Raw genomic sequence first — 16,887 nt, forward strand, 5'->3', positions numbered from 1 at the left:
GGAACCTCCCAGCCCCCAAGGCTGGGACGGAGCGAGGAGGCTACCCCTGTTCCGGGGACCCGTGCGTGCGCGGCAGGTCGTCGTCGCTCGGCAGGCGCTCCTCCAGTGACTCGTTGTGCTCGCGGACCGCCTCCAGACGGTCCTCGTCGGTCTGTCCCAGGTCGCTGACGGCGTCGGTCAGCTCTTCGGCGTCGCGGGGTGCTGCGGTGTCGTCCGGTCGGTCGCTCATGGCCCGCACAGTACGCCTCGGCGAGGGGATAGCATGCGAGCATGAGCCGCATCGAAACCGGGATCGTCTCCTACACCGTCTCCGGCGACTACCTCGCCCGCGTCGGCGCCGACTTCGACACCGAAGCCGTCGACGACGCGATCCTCGCCGAGCTCAACCGGATGCTGCCCGCCGGCGTCGTGGTCGAGCGCAGCGGCAAGGTGTTCGCCGAGGAGGAGGCGGCCGACGAGGCGCGGTCGATCGACTGGGACGCCCTGCTGCAGCGCATCGACGTCGACCAGATCCTGGCCGAGCACGGCCGCTGACCCTCCGTCAGCGCGATCGCTTCACCACGTCGTAGGCGGCCAGGGCCGCCTGCCGTGTCTCCTTGAGGTCGACGATCGGCTCGGGGTAGTCACCGGTGTCCCATTCGGGCACCCAGCGGCGCACGTAGTCGCCGTGCGGGTCGAACTTCTCGCGTTGCAGCTCGGGGTTGAAGACGCGGAAGTACGGGGCCGCGTCTGCGCCGCTTCCGGCGATCCACTGCCAGTTGAAGGGGTTGTTGGCCGGGTCCGCGTCCACGAGCGTGTCCCAGAACCACTGCTCCCCGTGCCGCCAGTCGATCAGCAGGTTCTTGATGAGGAACGACGCGGTCACCATGCGCACACGGTTGTGCATGACTCCCGTTCTCCACAGTTCTCGCATCCCGGCGTCCACGAGCGGGATGCCGGTGCGACCCTTCTGCCAGGCCCTCAGCGCGGACGGATGCAGCCGAGGCCACGGGAAGGAGTCGTACTCGCGATGGATGTTCACGGTCGCCATATCGGGGTGCTCGAAGAGCGTGTGGTAGGCGAACTCGCGCCAGCCGAGCTCCGAGACGAAGGTGGCGGCGCCCTGCGCGGTCGCGTGGTCGCGGCGCTCCGCGGTCGCGTGCCAGACCTGGTGCGGGCTCACCTCGCCCCAGCGCAGACGGGGAGAGAGGCGCGACGTGGCGTCCACGCCGGGCACGTCGCGCTGCTCGCGATACGCGCCCACGTCGTCGGCCAGGAAGCTCTCCAGCTGCTGGTGCGCCGCCTTCTCGCCGGGCTGCCACGCCTCGCGGAGGCCGTCGGCCCAGTCGGGATGCGTCGGCAGGAGGCCGAGCGCGTCGAGGGTGGTGGCCTTCACGGTCTCAGGTGCGTGCGCACCACGCAGGCTCCGCGGCGCCGGGCCGGGTCTGCGCGGCGCGGGCGCGGCCAGGCACGCGCGCCAGAACGGCGTGTAGACCGAGAACGCCGTGCCCTGGCCGGTGCGGATGGTCCACGGCTCGAAGAGCAGGTTGGCGCCGAAGCTGACCGCCTCCCGGCCGTCGTCGTGCGCGGTCGACTTCACCGCCTCGTCGATCCGGCGCTCGACGCCGCCGTAGCGGCGGTTCCAGAAGACGGCGGCGGCGTCCGTGTCCCGCAGCAGGCGGGTGACGGTCGTCTCCGACGGGCCGCGCAGGATGGTCAGTCGCGCACCAAGCCCCTCGAGCGAATCCGCCAGCGACGCGAGGCTGTGGTGCAGCCACCACCGGCTTGCGGCCCCGGGTGCCCGGAGTCCGGGCGTCTCGTCGTCCCAGACGAACACGCACACCACGGGCCGCCCGGACTCGGCGGCCGCGTGCAGTGCGGGGTTGTCGGCGATGCGGAGGTCGTCGCGGAACCAGACGACGGCGGGGCGGTCCTGCTCCTCGGGCTCGCTCATCCGGCGGCGGTCACAGGTCGAGCGAATCGCCGGGCTCGAGCGGATAGAACGTGCCGCCGCCCTGCTCGGTCGCCCACTGCAGACGCGCGTTCGACATGTCCTTGCCCGCGCGGGCGAGCACCATCTCGTGGATGGGGAACGCGCGCTTGGGCTTCACCGCGAGCACGTAGTCCATCGTCTCGGAGATCTTCATCCAGGGCGCTCCGGCCGGGGCCGCGAGCACGTCGACCTCGACGCCCTCCGGGATGAAGAAGGAGTCGCCGGCGTAGTAGAGCTGGTCGTTGATCAGCACACCGAGGTTGTCCACCACGGGGATGCTCTCGTGGATGACGGCGTGACGGCCTCCGAAGAACCGGAGGGTGAACGGGCCGGCCTCCACGGTGTCGCCCGCGTGCACCACGGTGATGTCGAAGTCCGCTGCCGCCTTGGCGACACCCTCAGGCGCGAAGATCTTCGCATCGGGGGAGAGGTCGAGGACGCGGTTCAGCTGCTCCGGGGTCCAGTGATCGGCGTGCTCGTGGGTGATCACCACGGCCACGGCGTTCGCAGTGTCGGTCAGCGGCGAGGTGAAGCTGCCCGGGTCGACGAAGAGCTTGCGTCCGTCCTCTTCGAGGAGGAGTCCCGAGTGTTCGAACTTCGTGAGTCTCATGGGTCCCAGGAAATACCGGATGGGATGCGCACGCAAGCGCGGAGAGGTTGAGGAACATACCCCTAGGGGGTACCGTTGGAGGCGTTATGGACGAGAGAGAACAGCACGCACCGGTCGCCGAGCACGGGCACGACGAGCATCACGGGCACGAGGGCCACGAGCATCACGAGAGCCACGAGCACGCCGAGCAGATGGCGCACGACGATGCCGGTCACGCGGGGCACGACCACTCCGGTCACGCAGGGCACGACCATGCGGGTCACGCCGGCCACGACCACTCGGGTCACGCCGGCCACGACCACTCCGGGCACGCCGGTCACGACCCGGCCATCTTCAAGCGCAAGTTCTGGCTCACCCTCGTCCTGACCATCCCGACGCTCATCTTCTCGCAGGGTCTGCAGGAGATCCTGGGCCTCGACGGTCCGCGCTTCCCGGGCAGCCAGTACATCCCCGCCGTCTTCGGCGTCGTCATCTTCTTCTACGGCGGACTCGTCTTCCTCCGGGGCGCGGTCGACGAGCTCAAGGCCAAGCAGCCGGGCATGATGACCCTGATCTCGCTCGCCATCGTGGTCGCGTTCGGCTACAGCGTCGCGGTGACCCTCGGCCTCCCCGGCATGGACTTCTGGTGGGAGCTCGCGACCCTCATCCTGATCATGCTGCTCGGCCACTGGATCGAGATGTCCGCGGTCATGGGTGCTCAGGACGCTCTGGGTGAGCTGGCCAAGCTGCTCCCGGACACCGCCGAGCGCGTCGCCGAACCGCACGCCGAGCCGCAGACCGTCGCGGTCTCCGAGCTGCGCGTCGGAGACCTCGTCCGCGTCCGTCCTGGCGCGGCCGTCCCCGCCGACGGCGAGATCGTCGACGGCCGCAGCGACGTCGACGAGTCCCTGCTGACCGGTGAGTCCGCTCCGGTCACCCGCACGGCGGGGGAGCAGGTGGTCGCCGGAAGCATCTCCGGAAGCGGTTCGCTCGTCGTCCGCGTCACCCGCACCGGAGGCGACACCGCCCTCGCCGGCATCATGAAGCTCGTATCGGAGGCGCAGGCGAGCAAGTCCGGTGCGCAAGTGCTCGCCGACCGTGCCGCCGCCTGGCTGTTCTACGTCGCGCTCGCCGTCGCCGTGCTGACCCTGGTCGTGTGGACGATCCTCCGGCCGGGCGACCCCGCGTTCGTCCTCGAGCGCGTCGTCACCGTGCTGATCATCGCGTGCCCCCACGCGCTCGGCCTGGCCATCCCGCTGGTCGCCCAGATCTCCACCGCACTCGGCGCCCGCAACGGCCTGCTCATCCGCGACCGCCACGCCATGGAGGATGCCCGTCGCATCGACGTCGTCCTGTTCGACAAGACCGGGACGCTCACCGAGGGCCGCCAGGGCGTCGTGTCCGTGGTTGCGAGCGACGGCGACGCCGATCGGCTGCTCGCGCTCGCCGCGGCCGTCGAGGCTCCCGCCGAGCACCCGATCGGTGCGGCGATCGTCCGCCACGCGCGCGAACGCGGCCTGACGATCGCGCCGGTCGCGGAGTTCGAGGCGCTGGGCGGACGCGGCGCGTCCGCGAGCGTCGCGGGCGAGACCATCACCGTCGGCGCGCCGCGCCTCCTGAGCGAGCGCGGACTCGAGCCCGCGGCCGAGCTGCGCGAGGCCGCCGACGCCGCCGGTCGCGAGGGACGGACCGTCGTCTACGTGCTCGCCGGCGACCGTGTCCTCGGCCTGATCGCCCTGGCGGACGTCATCCGCCCCGAGTCGCAGGAGGCGGTGCGCTCGCTGCGCGACGCAGGCATCCGGGTGGCCATGCTGACGGGCGACTCGCGGGCGGTGGCCGACTCGGTCGCCGCTCAGCTCGGAATCGACGAGGTGTTCGCCGAGGTGCTGCCCGGCGACAAGTCGGCAACAGTCGCACAGCTGCAGGCCGACGGCTCGCGCGTGGCGATGGTCGGCGACGGCGTGAACGACGCCCCGGCGCTGGCGCAGGCCGACGTCGGCATCGCCATCGGCGCGGGAACGGACGTCGCCATCGAGTCCGCCGGCGTGGTCCTCGCCTCGAGCGACCCGCGCGGGGTCGCCAAGGTGATCACGCTGTCCCGGGCGACCTACCGCAAGATGCTGCAGAACCTCGGCTGGGCCACCGGCTACAACGTGATCGCGCTGCCGCTCGCGGCGGGCGTGGCCATCGGCCTCGGCATCCTGGTCTCGCCGGCGTTCGGCGCCGTGCTGATGTCGGTCTCGACGATCGTCGTCGCGCTCAACGCCCAGCTGCTCCGCCGCCTGCGCCTCTGACGGAGGCGCGTGCCGGGAAGCGTGCCAGTGATGTGTCATCATCGTGCACTGTGACCGTGACTCCGCGGGCCGTCGTCGTCGCGGTCAACCCCATGGCCTCCTTCGGCCACCGCCGTGAGGTCGGCCCACGCGTGGTCGAGCGGCTGCGCGCGGCCGGCCACCGGGTGGTCACGATGGACGAGGCGAACATCGAGCTGCTGCGCCGCGAGACCGCGAAGGCGATCCAGGAGGGCGCCGACGCGCTGGTCGTCGTCGGCGGAGACGGCATGGCGAACCTCGGCATCGACCTCGTGGCCGAGACCGGCCTGCCGCTCGGCATCGTCCCGAGCGGCACGGGCAACGACCTCGCGGACGGCCTCGGCATCCCGGTCGACGACACCGAGGCGGCGATCGACCTCCTCCTCGAAGCCCTGCAACGAGAGCCGCGCACGATCGACGCGGGCACGATCCGCCACGGCGAGCTGACCACCTGGTTCGGCTGCGTCGTCTCCGCCGGTTTCGACGCGACGGTGAACGAGCGCGCCAACCTCATGACGCGCCCGCGCGGCCGCAGCCGCTACGTCGTCGCCCTGGTCCGCGAGCTCGCGACGCTGCGGGCCCGGCCGTACCGCATCCAGGCCGACGGCCGCCTGATCGAGGTGGACGCCATGCTCGTCTCGGTCGCCAACAACCGCTCCCTCGGCGGCGGCATGCGCATCGCCCCCGACGCCGACCTCGCCGACGGAATGCTCGACCTCTTCATCGTCGAGCGGATGTCGCGACTGCGGTTCCTCCGCATGTTCCCGAAGGTCTTCCGCGGCGAGCACACCGACCTCCCCGAGGTCACGCTGCTCCGCGCCGCCGCCGTCCGCATCGAGGCGGAGGGGATCGTCGCCTATGCGGACGGCGAGCGCATCGGCCCGCTGCCGATCGACGTCACGGTCGCGCCGGGCGCCCTCCGCGTCCTCGCGTGATCCGCGCTGCGCGGAGCCTCGCGACGCGCCCGGGACGCCGCCCTCGTTTTGGCACCCGCAACCCATCTGTGGCATGATCTTCTAGTTGCCAGACGGCCCCATCGTCTAGCGGCCTAGGACGTCGCCCTCTCACGGCGGTAACGCGGGTTCAAATCCCGCTGGGGTCACCAACAGCCCGCTCCCACGGAGAAATCCGCCGGGAGCGGGCTTTTTCTTGCCATCCCGGGACCCCGGACCGGGTAGCGCAACACCGTCTGCCGGCACCGAGCGGCCGGTGCGCCACCCCTAAGGAAGTCGGAAGTCCGCCGCGTAGGCGTCGCAGTACGGCTGGCCGGTTGAATCCGCTATGTCGTGCATTATCTCGTCGGTTATCGTCCGGAGCGTGCCCTCGTCCGTGTTGCCGCCGTATTGCCTGTAGTCCCGAGGCTGGCCGAAGACCACGCCGACGCGGTGGATTCGGGGTACCTTCGTCCCGATAGGCAGGACGCGAGCCGTGCCGATCACGGCGACGGGGACGACAGTCGCGCCGGTTTCCAGAGCGAGGCGTGCTACACCGGTACGACCCCGGTACAGGCGACCATCCGGGCTACGAGTACCCTCCGGGAAGATCCCGATCGCCGAGCCGCGTCCGAGGATGTCGGCTGCGCGGTCGAGGGCGCGATCCGCCTCCGGGCCGCCCGCCCTGCGAACCGGGATCTGTCCTGTCGTCCGCATCAGCCACCGGACGAACGTGCCGCCGACCCCGGGTAATTCGAAGAACTCGCTCTTGGCGAGAAAGGTCACGCGCCGAGGTGTCACCAAGGGAATCAGCAACCAGTCCACGAACGACAGGTGGTTGGCCGCGAGGATGAGGGCGCCCTGCGAGGGCACGCCGGCTCGCCCGCGCGTCCACGGTCGGAATACCATCATCGCGAGGGGCCCGAAGACGACCTTGAGGATCCAATACAGGGTCATCGACCCGCCTTCCCGCCGAGGGTGTGGGTTCACGCTATCGTGCGCCCGTGGGATGGTTCGTCGCAGAGTTCGGGTGGAACCTGCTCGTGGTAGCAGGTGGGATCGCCCTTTTCGCCCTGCCTTTCGTCGTCGTGTTCTTCCTGCGCCATCGCCGAGACATCCGTGACAAGCAACCCCACATCAACCAGTTCATGGAGTTCTTCCTCGTCAGCAGGGAGTCGAACGCCCTGGTGTTCTGCTGGGCCTTCGCCGAGGCGCTCGTGTGGTGGGTGATCCCCGAGTTCCTGCTCGCTTTGATCGTCTTCATGAAGGTGAGGCACAAGCTGAGTCTGCTCACGTACGACCTCGCAGGCACACTAGTCGGAACGGTCGTAGCGCTGACGTGGCGCCTGCCGGATGACGTGCTACTTCGTGTTCCGTACGTCTTCCCGCGGATGCTGACACAAACCGATGAGTGGTACCGGACGATGGGAACGCTCGCTCTCGTCAACCAGCCGTTCTCCGGCGTTCCGTACAAGGTCTTTCTCGCCCACGCCCCCACGATGGGCCTTTGGAGCGCGCTCATGTTCGTCGGATTCGCCGTCGTGGTACGCATCTCCCGCTACCTCATCGGCTACTCGGTCGCCGTCGCGCTCTTCCCGATCGTGCACCCTTTCGTATACCGGAACTACATGCGTCTGCTCATTGCGGCGGTCGTCATCTTCACACTGCTTCTCATGCGGGTGAGCGCCCTTTACAGCTGAGCCAAGGCCAGGCCGTCGGAGCTCAGGGGCGTAGCAACCGCTCCAGCCGCAGAAGGCCACCCACAGCAGAATGATGGCGCTGAACGGATTCACCACGGCGATGAGGCCGAGAATGAGCATCGTGCGGCTTCGGCCTTTCCACGCCTTCACGCCCCATATGCACACGACTACGCCGAAGTAGGTAACGATCATGCCGAACAGCGCCGCGGTGGCGATCGGCTTGCCTTGGACGAACTTCGATGAGTATTCGGGGTCGCCCTTGACTGCCGTCAGGCTCCCGAGAAGGAACATGTCGATGAGCCACACGAGCAGGCAGATGGCGAAGGCGATACCCCACCATCGGGTCGCGCGGGGCGCTTCCGATCGCGGACGCGTCGCGAGATATTCGCCTTTCGACGTCCAGCCGAGCGGATCGGGGTTCGCGTGAGCGGATGCGGCTGACGTGTCGGGGTCATACGCACCGCCCGCCGAGGAGGGCATGGGTCCCTCAGCCTCGGACTGCTCGTCGTGGGGCTCTGGCATCTACTTCCTCCTCAGTAGCGATTCACCTGGGTAGCAGGACGGCTGCAGCCAGGGCGATGTTCAGGCTGCAGAATCGATCGATCACGCCGCCGTGACCCGGGATGGTGGAGCCCCAGTCCTCGATTCCGACGATGCGCTTGGCGACGCTGTTCACCAGGTCACCGATCGCGCTGGCCGCGCCGATGACGAGCCCCGCAAGCAGGGTCGGCGCAGTGCCGAAGATCATCCCGAGAACGAGCACGCCGAGCACCCCTCCGAGCAACTGCCCCAACACGCCTTCCCAGGACTTGTCACGATTGATCCAGTCCGGCAAGCGGTGACGACCGAGGTATCTCCCGAAGAAGAAGGCCGTCACATCGGAGAAGACAGAGGACAGGCAATAGGTCATCCACAGCGGCGGGGCGAGTTGCGCCGTCGAGATCGGCCAAACCGCACACGAGGCCACGAACAGAGCAAGGTACCACCGCGTGCGACCCGCGGTGTCGCGGCGAAGCCACTCTATGGCGCCGATCGAGGCGAGCAGGACGCCCGAGACGAGCCCGGTGAGGAGACCGCCGGAAACCGCCACGACGAACGCGACGAAGAGGGGGACCCACATCACCACCTTCACGAAGAGGCTGGAACGGAGAAACCGGCGGACGTTTCCGCCATACAGCGGAACACAGGCGGCGGCGCCGCCCACAAGGCTCACCACGAGCCACGGTATCGCCGAAATCACGACCGTCATCCTGCGCCTCTCCGTCACCCTCGCCACTGTGAGTGGAGGCTATCCTGGCGCGGCGACAACTCTGAAGTCGGACTCGTGATCAGCTGAGGCGACAGCGCGTCAACGCGTCCCGCCGTCCGGCATCCACTCCTCCGGGTACCGCCCCCGAATCGCGGCCCCGAAGTACCCGCCGGCCGACTCCGCCGTCCGCAGCTCCCGCCACACCCGCCCCGGCACGAGGAAGTACCGGTACACCGCCCCCGACGTGAACTCCACCTCCAGCATCCGCAGCCCGCTGTCATACCCAGCCGACGCGATCACCGTGCTGTCGAACCCCACCCGTTCCACATCCGCACCCTACGCCGCGCGACGCGGCGGCCCCGAGCCGACTACTATGGCCGGAGCGAAGGGGAGTATCCCGGACGGGCCCTCAGGGGTTCCGGCGCTGCGCACGTCATCACGGCCCTCCATGTCGGCGGACCCGGGCGCAGGGGCACCGCGAGGTGCGGGAGAGACTTTCGGCCATGCCGCACGCCCTTCGAAAGGTTCCCCTGTGAACAGCGCCCTGCCCCTCTGGTTCGAGATCGGCTCGTTCGTCGTCCTGCTCGCCATCCTCGCGTTCGACCTCTTGATCATCTTCAAGCGGCCGCACATCCCGAGCCCGAAAGAGGCGGCGCTGTGGGTCACCTTCTATGTGGCCCTCGCGCTCGTGTTCGCGCTGCTGATGCTGCTGATCGGGGATGCGGAGCACGCCGGGCAGTTCCTCGCCGGGTGGCTGACCGAGTACAGCCTCAGCATCGACAACCTGTTCGTGTTCGTCATCATCATGGCCAGGTTCCAGGTGCCCAGGAAGTACCAGCAGGAGGTCCTGATGGTGGGCATCATCCTGGCGCTGATCTTCCGCGGGGTCTTCATCCTCCTGGGCGCAGGACTCATCGCGAGCTTCAGCGCGATCTTCTACCTGTTCGGCGCGTTCCTGCTGTGGACGGCGTTCAACCAGGCGTTCCGCAGCCACGACGACGAGGGCGAGGAGGACTCCTGGTTCATCCGGTTCGCCCGCCGCCACCTCAAGGTCTCCAACCAGTACGAGGGCAACAAGCTGCGCACCACCGTGAGCGGGCGACGGATGTTCACGCCGCTCATCATCGTGTTCCTCGCGCTCGGCACCACCGACCTGCTGTTCGCGCTGGACTCCATCCCGGCGATCTTCGGCATCACGCAGAGCCCGTTCATCGTCTTCACCGCCAACGTGTTCGCTCTGATGGGCCTCCGGCAGCTGTACTTCCTGCTCGGGCACTTGCTCGACAAGCTGGTGTACCTCAAGTACGGGATCGCGTTCATCCTCGCCTTCATCGGCGTGAAGCTGATCTTCCACGCCATGCACGAGAACGAGCTGCCGTTCATCAACGGCGGAGAGCACATCGAGTGGGCGCCCGATATCAGCACCTGGACCTCGCTCGCGGTGATCGTCGGTGCGATGCTTGTCGCTACGATTGCAAGTCTGGTGAAGCTGCGGATGAGCGGCACCACCGTCGCCGAGGCCATCCACGGCGACGACACCGAAGAGGACGAGGCCGAGAACGCGGCCGTCGACGGCATCCAGGAGGACCCCCGCACATGAGCTCTCTCGTCGGCGTGAGCGTCCGCAGCGACACGGGTGCGGTCCGGCACGTCAACGAGGACAGCGCTCTGGCGCAGGACCCGGTGTTCGTCGTCGCCGACGGCATGGGCGGGCATGCGCGCGGCGACCTGGCGAGCAGCACCGCGGTGGAGAGCCTGGCGCGTACCCTCCAGCCGGGGACGCGGCCCACGCCCGACGAGGTCATCCGCGCGATCGACGAGGCCAACGCGGCGGTCCGTGCGCTGTCGGGCGCGGACGAGTCCGGAGCCGCGGTCGCCGGCACGACGCTGACCGGCATCGTCCGCGTGCGGGTGCCCGAGCTCGCGTCCGAGCAGTGGATGATCGTCAACGTCGGCGACTCCCGCGTCTACAGCTGGGACGGCCGGGGACTGCGGCAGCTGACCGTCGACCACTCGGCGGTCCAGGAGCTGGTGGACGCCGGCCTCATCTCCGAGGCGCAGGCGGCTGTGCATCCCGAGCGGAATGTCATCACCCGCGCGCTCGGCGCCGAGGACTTCGTCGACACCGACAGCGCCCTCGTCCCCGAGCAGGGGCGGCAGATCTTCCTGATCTGCTCCGACGGCCTGACGCGCGAGCTGAGCGACCAGCAGATCGCCTCGATCCTGGCCGAAGCGCCGGCCGATCCGGCGGAGGCTCTGGTGGCGGCCGCGAACGCGGCCGGCGGCCACGACAACATCACCGTGATCGTGGTTGAATCGGTGACCGGGGAGGATGCTCCGGCTCCCGTCGACACGCGCGACCGCGTGGACGGCGCAGGCGGCCGCGAGCTCGAAGACACGCAGCCGAGGGAGTAGGTCGTCCGTGTTCGAGGTTCAGCAGACGACGGCAGGGGAGTGGGCGGTCGTCGCGGGCGGTGGACGCGCGCTGCTGGTCACCGAGACCGACGCCGGCCGGCTCCGCACGCTGCTCGATGCGGTCCGCGCGGGCTTCGCCGAGACGCTGGATGCGCTGGTCGCGCGGGGCTTGAGCCGCACGCCGCCGTTCGCCCTGCTGGACGCCTCCGCCGAGACGGTGCTGCTCGCCGTCCGCGGGGCCGCGTCCGCGACGGTGACCGAGGGCGGCCGCGACCGGGACGTCCGGGCGACCGGCGTGTCGTCATGGGTCGAGACGCAACTGGCTGACGCGGAGGGCGCGGTGCTCGGCGAGCGCACCGGCGTCGGATCCCTGCCTCTCGTCGAGGGTGTCGTGCGTGCGTCGGGTCTCGCGTGGTCGGTGGCCGACCGTGCGGAGGACGTGGGCGCCACGGTGGCGGCGCCGCCGAAGCGCGAGCGCGACACCGGTCCGGTGGATGCGGTGGTCGTCGATGTGCCTGCCGAGCCCGTCGTCGCGGGGCCCGCAGTTGAGCCGTTCGCCGGCGATGAGCTGCCCGCTGAGCCCGATCCCCACACCCGCGTCCCCGAGACGACGCTGGCAGACGTCGCGCCGCTCGCATCCACTTCGACCGCGGCCGCCCCGGTGGCCGAGACCACCGGCTACGACCACCTGTTCGGCGCCACGATGGTGCGGAGCGTCGAGGACGCCGCCGTGCGTCCGGACGAGGAGGAGGCCGCACCGCCGCGCATCGACCTACCGGGCTTCATCACCGACTCGTTCCCGCCGGCCGCGGGCCGGCTGGAGGGCGATCACGACGGCCTCACCGTCATGAGCGGCGACCTGCCGCAGCGCAGCAGCGCTCCGGCCGAGCCCGCGCCCGCCGCGCCCGACCGTCTCGAGTACGCCCTGCTGCTCTCCGACGGCCGCCGCGAGCCGCTGTCCGTCCCGATCGTCGTCGGCCGCGCGCCCAACGTCGCGGCGGTGCCGTCGCTCCGCGGCGCCCGCCCGGTCACCCTGACGAGCGCCGAGGACGACATCTCGCGCTCGCACGTCGCCGTGGCCGTCGAGGGTGACAGCGTCGTGGTGACCGACCTGCACTCCCGCAACGGCACGCTGATCGTGCTGCCGGGGGCGTCCCCGCAGAAGCTCCGCAGCGGCGAGCCGACCACGGTCGTCGTCGGCACGCTGATCGACCTCGGGAGCGGCGCGACGCTGACGGTCGAGGCGGCCGGATGAGGCGCATGGCGTCGCAGCCGCCCGAGCTCGACGGCTTCCACTTCATCCGTCTGCTCGGGTCCGGCGGGTTCTCCGACGTCTTCCTGTACGAGCAGGAGCTTCCCAAGCGCAGCGTCGCCGTGAAGGTGCTGTTGACGGACGGCGTGGACGAGGCGGCCCGCGCGCGCTTCGTGGCCGAGGCGAATGTCATGGCCCGGCTTTCGGCGCATCCCTACATCGTCACGATCTTCCACGCGGGGGTCGCCGGCGACGACCGACCGTATCTGGTGATGGAGTACTGCTCCGGCCCGTCGCTCGCCGACCGGCTGAAGCGCGAGCGGATCGGCGTCGAGGACGCGCTGCGCACCGGCGTCCGCCTGTCGAGCGCGGTCGCGACCGCGCACGCCGCGGGCATCCTGCACCGCGACATCAAGCCCGCGAACGTGCTCACCAACGCGCTCGGCTGGCCGGCGCTGACCGACTTCGGCATCGCATCCGCGCTCGAGGAGCTGCCGGTGCACACGACGACGCTGTCCGAGCTGCGGCGGGAGCCGTCGGACACCGCCACCTCGGGCAGCCGCAGCGTCGGCCTCAGCGTGCCGTGGTCGCCGCCGGAGATGTTCTCCGACGACCCGGACCCGGATGTGCGCAGCGACATCTTCTCGCTCGCCGCGACCGTCCACACGCTGCTCGCCGGCCGGACGCCGTTCGAGGTGCCGGGACGGTCGAACGGCACCCTCGACCTGATGGGCCGCATCGAGCGCGGGATGATCACCCCGCTCGACCGCACCGACGTCCCGGCATCGCTCACCGCGTCCCTCCGGCGCGGCATGGCGACACGGCGCGAGGACCGCTATCAGTCGGCCGTCGACTTCGCCCGCGCTCTGCAGCGGGTCGAGCTGGAACTGGGCCTGGCGCCGACCAGCATCGACGTGCCGAACCTCAGCGTCGGGGATGCGCGCCCCGCGCCCGGCGGCAGCGGCGACGAGCAGGAGACGCGGGCGCGGGCGGTGGCGACCATCCGCGCGCAGCCGGAGGAGCGGCCCGCTGCGCCCGTCCGAGAGGCCGCCGAGGCAGCCGAGCCCGTCGCGCAGGAACCCGCGGCGACCCGCGTGCGCGGCGTCGTCCCGGTGGTCCCGCAGCCCTCAGTGGCCGCCGCCCGCGAGACCGCCGTCCCCGAACACACCGTGCTGCGCTCGCGACCGCCCGCGCCGGCGGACGACGACACCGCGGCTCCGCCGGCCGAGGACGCCCCCGTCACCACCCCACGCGACCCTCGCCGCCGTCTCCTCACCTGGATCGGCGTCGGCGCTGCCGCGGTCGTCCTGCTCGGCGTCGCGGCCACGATCCTCGCAAATGTCCTCGCCCCGACCGCCGCGCCGCGCACCCCCGCCGCGGGCACAGGCGGCGACGACGGCGGCATCGCGGTGACGGTCGTCCCGCCGCCGGTCCTGGTCTCCGCCGTCCGCGCACCGGACGGCGCCAGCGCCACCTTCGCCTGGAAGACCGAGCACCCCGAGAAGGGCGACCAGTACACCTGGGTGCAGGAGGGCACGACCAACGGACCGTCCGTGACGACCGACCCGAAGGTCACCGTCACCGGACTCACGCCCGGCGTCCCGGTGTGCATCGACATCGCGACGGTCCGCGCCGGTCGCACCTCCGAGCAGCTGAAGGCGTGCACCTCGTGACCGGCGCGGCGACTCCGCTCACGGTCGAGTACTGCGGCGAGCTGTACACGGTCGAGCCGGGCACCGAGTTCGGCATCGGCCGCGAGGCGGAGCTGACCATCGACGACAACCCGTACCTCCACCGCCGCTTCCTCACGGTGGTGCACGACTACGGGATGTGGTGGCTGAGCAACGTCGGCACCCTCCTGACCGCGACCGTCACCGACGCCACCGGCACCATGCAGGCCTGGCTCGCGCCCGGCGCCAAGCTCCCGATCGTCTTCCCGACCATGCACGTCATGTTCAGCGCCGGCGCGACCACGTACGACTTCACCATCACCAGCGACGAGGACTGGTACGCCACCGCGGTCCAGGTGGACGCCTCCCACGGCTCTACGACGGTCCTCCCGGTCACTCTGACCACGAGCCAGCGGCAGCTCATCGTCGCCCTCGCGGAGGGCGTGCTGACACAGAGCGTGCCCGGCCGGGGAACCATCCCCACCTCGGCCGAGGCGGCGGAGCGGCTGGGCTGGAGCATGACCACGTTCAACCGCAAGCTCGACAACGTCTGCGACAAGCTCGACAAGCTCGGCGTCGCCGGGCTGCGCGGCGGCCGGGGCAAGCTCGCGACCAACCGTCGTGCCCGCCTGGTCGAGTACGCGGTGACCACGCGACTCGTCGGGGTCGAGGATCTGCCCCTCCTTGAGGGGGCTCCGAGCGCCTTGACCCTTCCGCGACCTCGCGGGATGGTGGGGCGGACGACTGACGCGCGAGGTGCGCGGCCCGGCGGGAATGGGGAGTCCTCCCCATTCGGACGCGTCGGAGCGCCGTGTTACCGTGGACGCGTTTTTCCAGCCCGGGGGATAGCAGAGTCTTGGTTTCGTTGAGCAGGTGGATCCGTGAGCGCAAGACGCTCGCGATGATCACCGCAGTCGCCGTCGTCGCCGGCGTCCCGCTCACGATCGCCGTCCTGCACAAGGGCTTCCCGGTCAACGCCGTCGAGCTCGACACCCGCGACGTCTGGGTCACCAACGGCGAGAAGCTGCTCGGGGGCCGGCTGAACCACCAGATCGACGAGTTGGATGCGGCGGTCACCGGCGCGAGCGCCGACCTGGACGTGCTGCAGGATGGAGCGGCGTACTTCCTGACCGACCTCCCGCACGGCACCGTGGACCGCATCGACCCGGCGTTCGTGTCGCTCGGCGGACGCATCCAGATCCCCGAGGACTCGCAGGTCGGCTACGGCGGCAACACCCTGTCGGTACTCGCGCCGAACGGCTCTCTGTGGGTGCTGGACGCATCCGGGCGCCTCGACTTCGACAAAGCCAAGACCAAACCGATCGCGAAGGTCGGGAGCGGCGCGAAGCTCGCTGTCGCCAAGTCGGGCAAGACGTTCGTGGTCGCCCCCAAGAGCAAGCGGCTCGTGACGGTGGACCAGCCGAACGCGAAGCCGCAGACCCGCGACTTCCCGGTGCCGGGTGCGTTCCAGTTGACCGCGGTCGGAGATCAGCCCGTCGTGCTGGACACCCAGCGCAACCGGGTCATCACCGGTTCCGGCACGACCGTCGACCTGCCGGCGAAGGGACTGAAGCTCCAGCAGCCGGGGCAGGACGACCCGTCGGCGCTCGTGGCCACGGCGAACAGCCTCCTGACCGTGCCGCTCGGCGGCGGCACGGTCACCGCGACTCCCGCGGGCGATACCGCGAAGGGCGGCCCGGATGCGGTGTCCGCCCCCGTGCGGCTCGGCGACTGCTCCTACGGTGCGTGGTCCGGCTCCGGCCGCTACCTCTACGCCTGCGACGGCAAGAAGCCGGTCGGGCTCGACATCGACCAGCCGGTGAAGGGCGACGACCTCGAGTTCCGCGTGAACCACGGCGTGATCGCGCTCAACAACCTCCGCGACGGCAACGCCTGGGTGGTCTCCTCCAACATGCGGCTTGTGCAGAACTGGGCGCAGCTGAAGCCCAACGACACCACCGTGCAGGGGAACACCGGCGAGGAGAAGCCGGTGGTGCAGTCCTTCGCCGATATGCTCGCGCAGCGCTCGAAGGTCAACCGTCCGCCGATCGCGGTGAACGACGCCTACGGCGTTCGGCCCGGCCGCTCCACAGTGCTGCACGTGCTGGCCAACGACACCGACCCGGACGGCGACGTGCTGACCATCTCGGACGTCTCGGCGATCCCCGCCGCGCAGGGCGAGCTGCAGCTCGTCGAAGGCGGCCGCGCCATCCAGTTCACCCCGAAGGAGGGGCTGAGCGGGACGATCTCGTTCCGCTACTCCGTCGACGACGGCCGAGGCGGCGCCGCTGGAGCGCAGGTGGATGCGACGCTCAAGCAGCCGGCCGCGAACACGGCTCCCGCGTCCACCCGGTCGAGCACCGCGCAGACCGAGGTCGGCCAGTCGGTCACCTACAACATCCTCAACGACTGGATCGACCCCGACGGCGACGACCTCAGCCTGGTCGCCGCGACGGCGACCACCGAGGACGACGTGCGCTTCAAGCCCAACGGCGATGTCACCTTCACGAGCAAGACCGGGCAGGCCGGGTCGAAGGAGGTGCGGGTCACCGTCTCGGACGGCCGCGCGTCCACCACCGGCAGCCTGATCGTGACGGTCAAGCCGGCCGGCACCCTCGACCCGGTCGCGGTCACGGACTTCGCGGACGGCTTCACCGGGCGGCCTGTCGTGCTGCATCCGCTCGACAACGACCAGTCGCCGTCGGGCGAGCCGCTGACGCTCGTGGGCGCCTCCCTCGACGGCTCGGGCGCGCAGGTGACCACGGACGCCACCAAGGGCACCATCACGGTCAAGAG

The 16,887-nt window shown here is 70.1% G+C and carries 15 protein-coding genes, 1 tRNA gene and 1 pseudogene; 11 read left to right on the forward strand and 6 right to left on the reverse strand.

What is annotated here, in order from left to right:
- Positions 1-40: 40 nt before the first annotated feature.
- Positions 41-229, reverse strand: a complete 189-nt coding sequence (locus ACRAWB_RS04220; protein WP_431352199.1) for a hypothetical protein — start codon at positions 227-229, stop codon at positions 41-43.
- Between the two features lie 41 nt (positions 230-270).
- On the opposite strand from ACRAWB_RS04220, the gene ACRAWB_RS04225 reads away from it, so the two are divergent.
- A complete protein-coding gene (locus tag ACRAWB_RS04225; RefSeq protein ID WP_431352200.1) occupies positions 271-534 on the forward strand; it encodes a hypothetical protein in 264 nt (87 codons plus the stop codon).
- A 7-nt stretch (positions 535-541) separates the two neighbouring features.
- Here ACRAWB_RS04225 and ACRAWB_RS04230 read toward each other — a convergent pair whose 3' ends face one another.
- Positions 542-1,933: a cryptochrome/photolyase family protein gene (locus ACRAWB_RS04230; RefSeq protein WP_431352201.1), complete on the reverse strand. Its 1,392-nt coding sequence runs from the start codon at positions 1,931-1,933 to the stop codon at positions 542-544.
- Between the two features lie 10 nt (positions 1,934-1,943).
- Positions 1,944-2,582 (reverse strand): MBL fold metallo-hydrolase, encoded by a 639-nt coding sequence (locus tag ACRAWB_RS04235; RefSeq protein ID WP_431352202.1) that lies wholly within the window; start codon positions 2,580-2,582, stop codon positions 1,944-1,946.
- A gap of 86 nt (positions 2,583-2,668) precedes the next feature.
- Here ACRAWB_RS04235 and ACRAWB_RS04240 point away from each other — a divergent pair, with 86 nt between their 5' ends.
- The 3 genes from ACRAWB_RS04240 (at position 2,669) to ACRAWB_RS04250 (ending at position 5,978) form a co-directional block, all read left to right on the forward strand.
- A complete protein-coding gene (locus tag ACRAWB_RS04240; protein ID WP_431352203.1) occupies positions 2,669-4,855 on the forward strand; it encodes a heavy metal translocating P-type ATPase in 2,187 nt (728 codons plus the stop codon).
- 50 nt (positions 4,856-4,905) lie between these two features.
- Entirely contained in the window at positions 4,906-5,808 is a 903-nt protein-coding gene (locus tag ACRAWB_RS04245; RefSeq protein WP_431352204.1) for a YegS/Rv2252/BmrU family lipid kinase, read from the forward strand.
- 94 nt (positions 5,809-5,902) lie between these two features.
- A tRNA-Glu gene (locus ACRAWB_RS04250) sits at positions 5,903-5,978 on the forward strand.
- 115 nt (positions 5,979-6,093) lie between these two features.
- Here ACRAWB_RS04250 and ACRAWB_RS04255 read toward each other — a convergent pair.
- Positions 6,094-6,762 (reverse strand): lysophospholipid acyltransferase family protein, encoded by a 669-nt coding sequence (locus tag ACRAWB_RS04255; protein WP_431352205.1) that lies wholly within the window; start codon positions 6,760-6,762, stop codon positions 6,094-6,096.
- A gap of 47 nt (positions 6,763-6,809) precedes the next feature.
- Here ACRAWB_RS04255 and ACRAWB_RS04260 point away from each other — a divergent pair, with 47 nt between their 5' ends.
- Complete coding sequence (locus ACRAWB_RS04260) at positions 6,810-7,505, forward strand: hypothetical protein (protein WP_431352206.1); 696 nt, start codon at positions 6,810-6,812, stop codon at positions 7,503-7,505.
- A gap of 544 nt (positions 7,506-8,049) precedes the next feature.
- Here ACRAWB_RS04260 and ACRAWB_RS04265 read toward each other — a convergent pair.
- Both ACRAWB_RS04265 and ACRAWB_RS04270 read right to left on the reverse strand, forming a co-directional pair.
- Positions 8,050-8,754: a phosphatidate cytidylyltransferase gene (locus ACRAWB_RS04265; protein ID WP_431352207.1), complete on the reverse strand. Its 705-nt coding sequence runs from the start codon at positions 8,752-8,754 to the stop codon at positions 8,050-8,052.
- A 99-nt stretch (positions 8,755-8,853) separates the two neighbouring features.
- Positions 8,854-9,081 carry a KTSC domain-containing protein gene (locus ACRAWB_RS04270; RefSeq protein WP_431352208.1) on the reverse strand — a complete coding sequence of 76 codons (228 nt, stop codon included), beginning with the start codon at positions 9,079-9,081 and terminating at the stop codon, positions 8,854-8,856.
- 205 nt (positions 9,082-9,286) lie between these two features.
- Here ACRAWB_RS04270 and ACRAWB_RS04275 point away from each other — a divergent pair, with 205 nt between their 5' ends.
- The 6 genes and pseudogenes from ACRAWB_RS04275 to ACRAWB_RS04300 form a co-directional block, all read left to right on the forward strand.
- Entirely contained in the window at positions 9,287-10,354 is a 1,068-nt protein-coding gene (locus ACRAWB_RS04275; RefSeq protein WP_431352209.1) for a TerC family protein, read from the forward strand.
- Positions 10,351-11,169 carry a PP2C family protein-serine/threonine phosphatase gene (locus ACRAWB_RS04280; RefSeq protein ID WP_431352210.1) on the forward strand — a complete coding sequence of 273 codons (819 nt, stop codon included), beginning with the start codon at positions 10,351-10,353 and terminating at the stop codon, positions 11,167-11,169. Before ACRAWB_RS04275 ends, ACRAWB_RS04280 begins: the two co-directional genes overlap by 4 nt.
- A gap of 7 nt (positions 11,170-11,176) precedes the next feature.
- Positions 11,177-12,424, forward strand: a complete 1,248-nt coding sequence (locus ACRAWB_RS04285) for an FHA domain-containing protein (protein ID WP_431352211.1) — start codon at positions 11,177-11,179, stop codon at positions 12,422-12,424.
- A 5-nt stretch (positions 12,425-12,429) separates the two neighbouring features.
- Positions 12,430-14,094: a protein kinase domain-containing protein gene (locus tag ACRAWB_RS04290; protein ID WP_431352212.1), complete on the forward strand. Its 1,665-nt coding sequence runs from the start codon at positions 12,430-12,432 to the stop codon at positions 14,092-14,094.
- Positions 14,082-14,960: a hypothetical protein gene (locus tag ACRAWB_RS04295; protein ID WP_431352213.1), complete on the forward strand. Its 879-nt coding sequence runs from the start codon at positions 14,082-14,084 to the stop codon at positions 14,958-14,960. Before ACRAWB_RS04290 ends, ACRAWB_RS04295 begins: the two co-directional genes overlap by 13 nt.
- A 1,142-nt stretch (positions 14,961-16,102) precedes the next feature.
- Positions 16,103-16,678 (forward strand): annotated as a pseudogene (locus ACRAWB_RS04300) (Ig-like domain-containing protein); the annotation flags it as partial.
- Positions 16,679-16,887 lie beyond the last annotated feature (209 nt).

Source organism: Leifsonia poae, from assembly GCF_050632865.1.
GTDB lineage: Bacteria > Actinomycetota > Actinomycetes > Actinomycetales > Microbacteriaceae > Leifsonia > Leifsonia poae_B.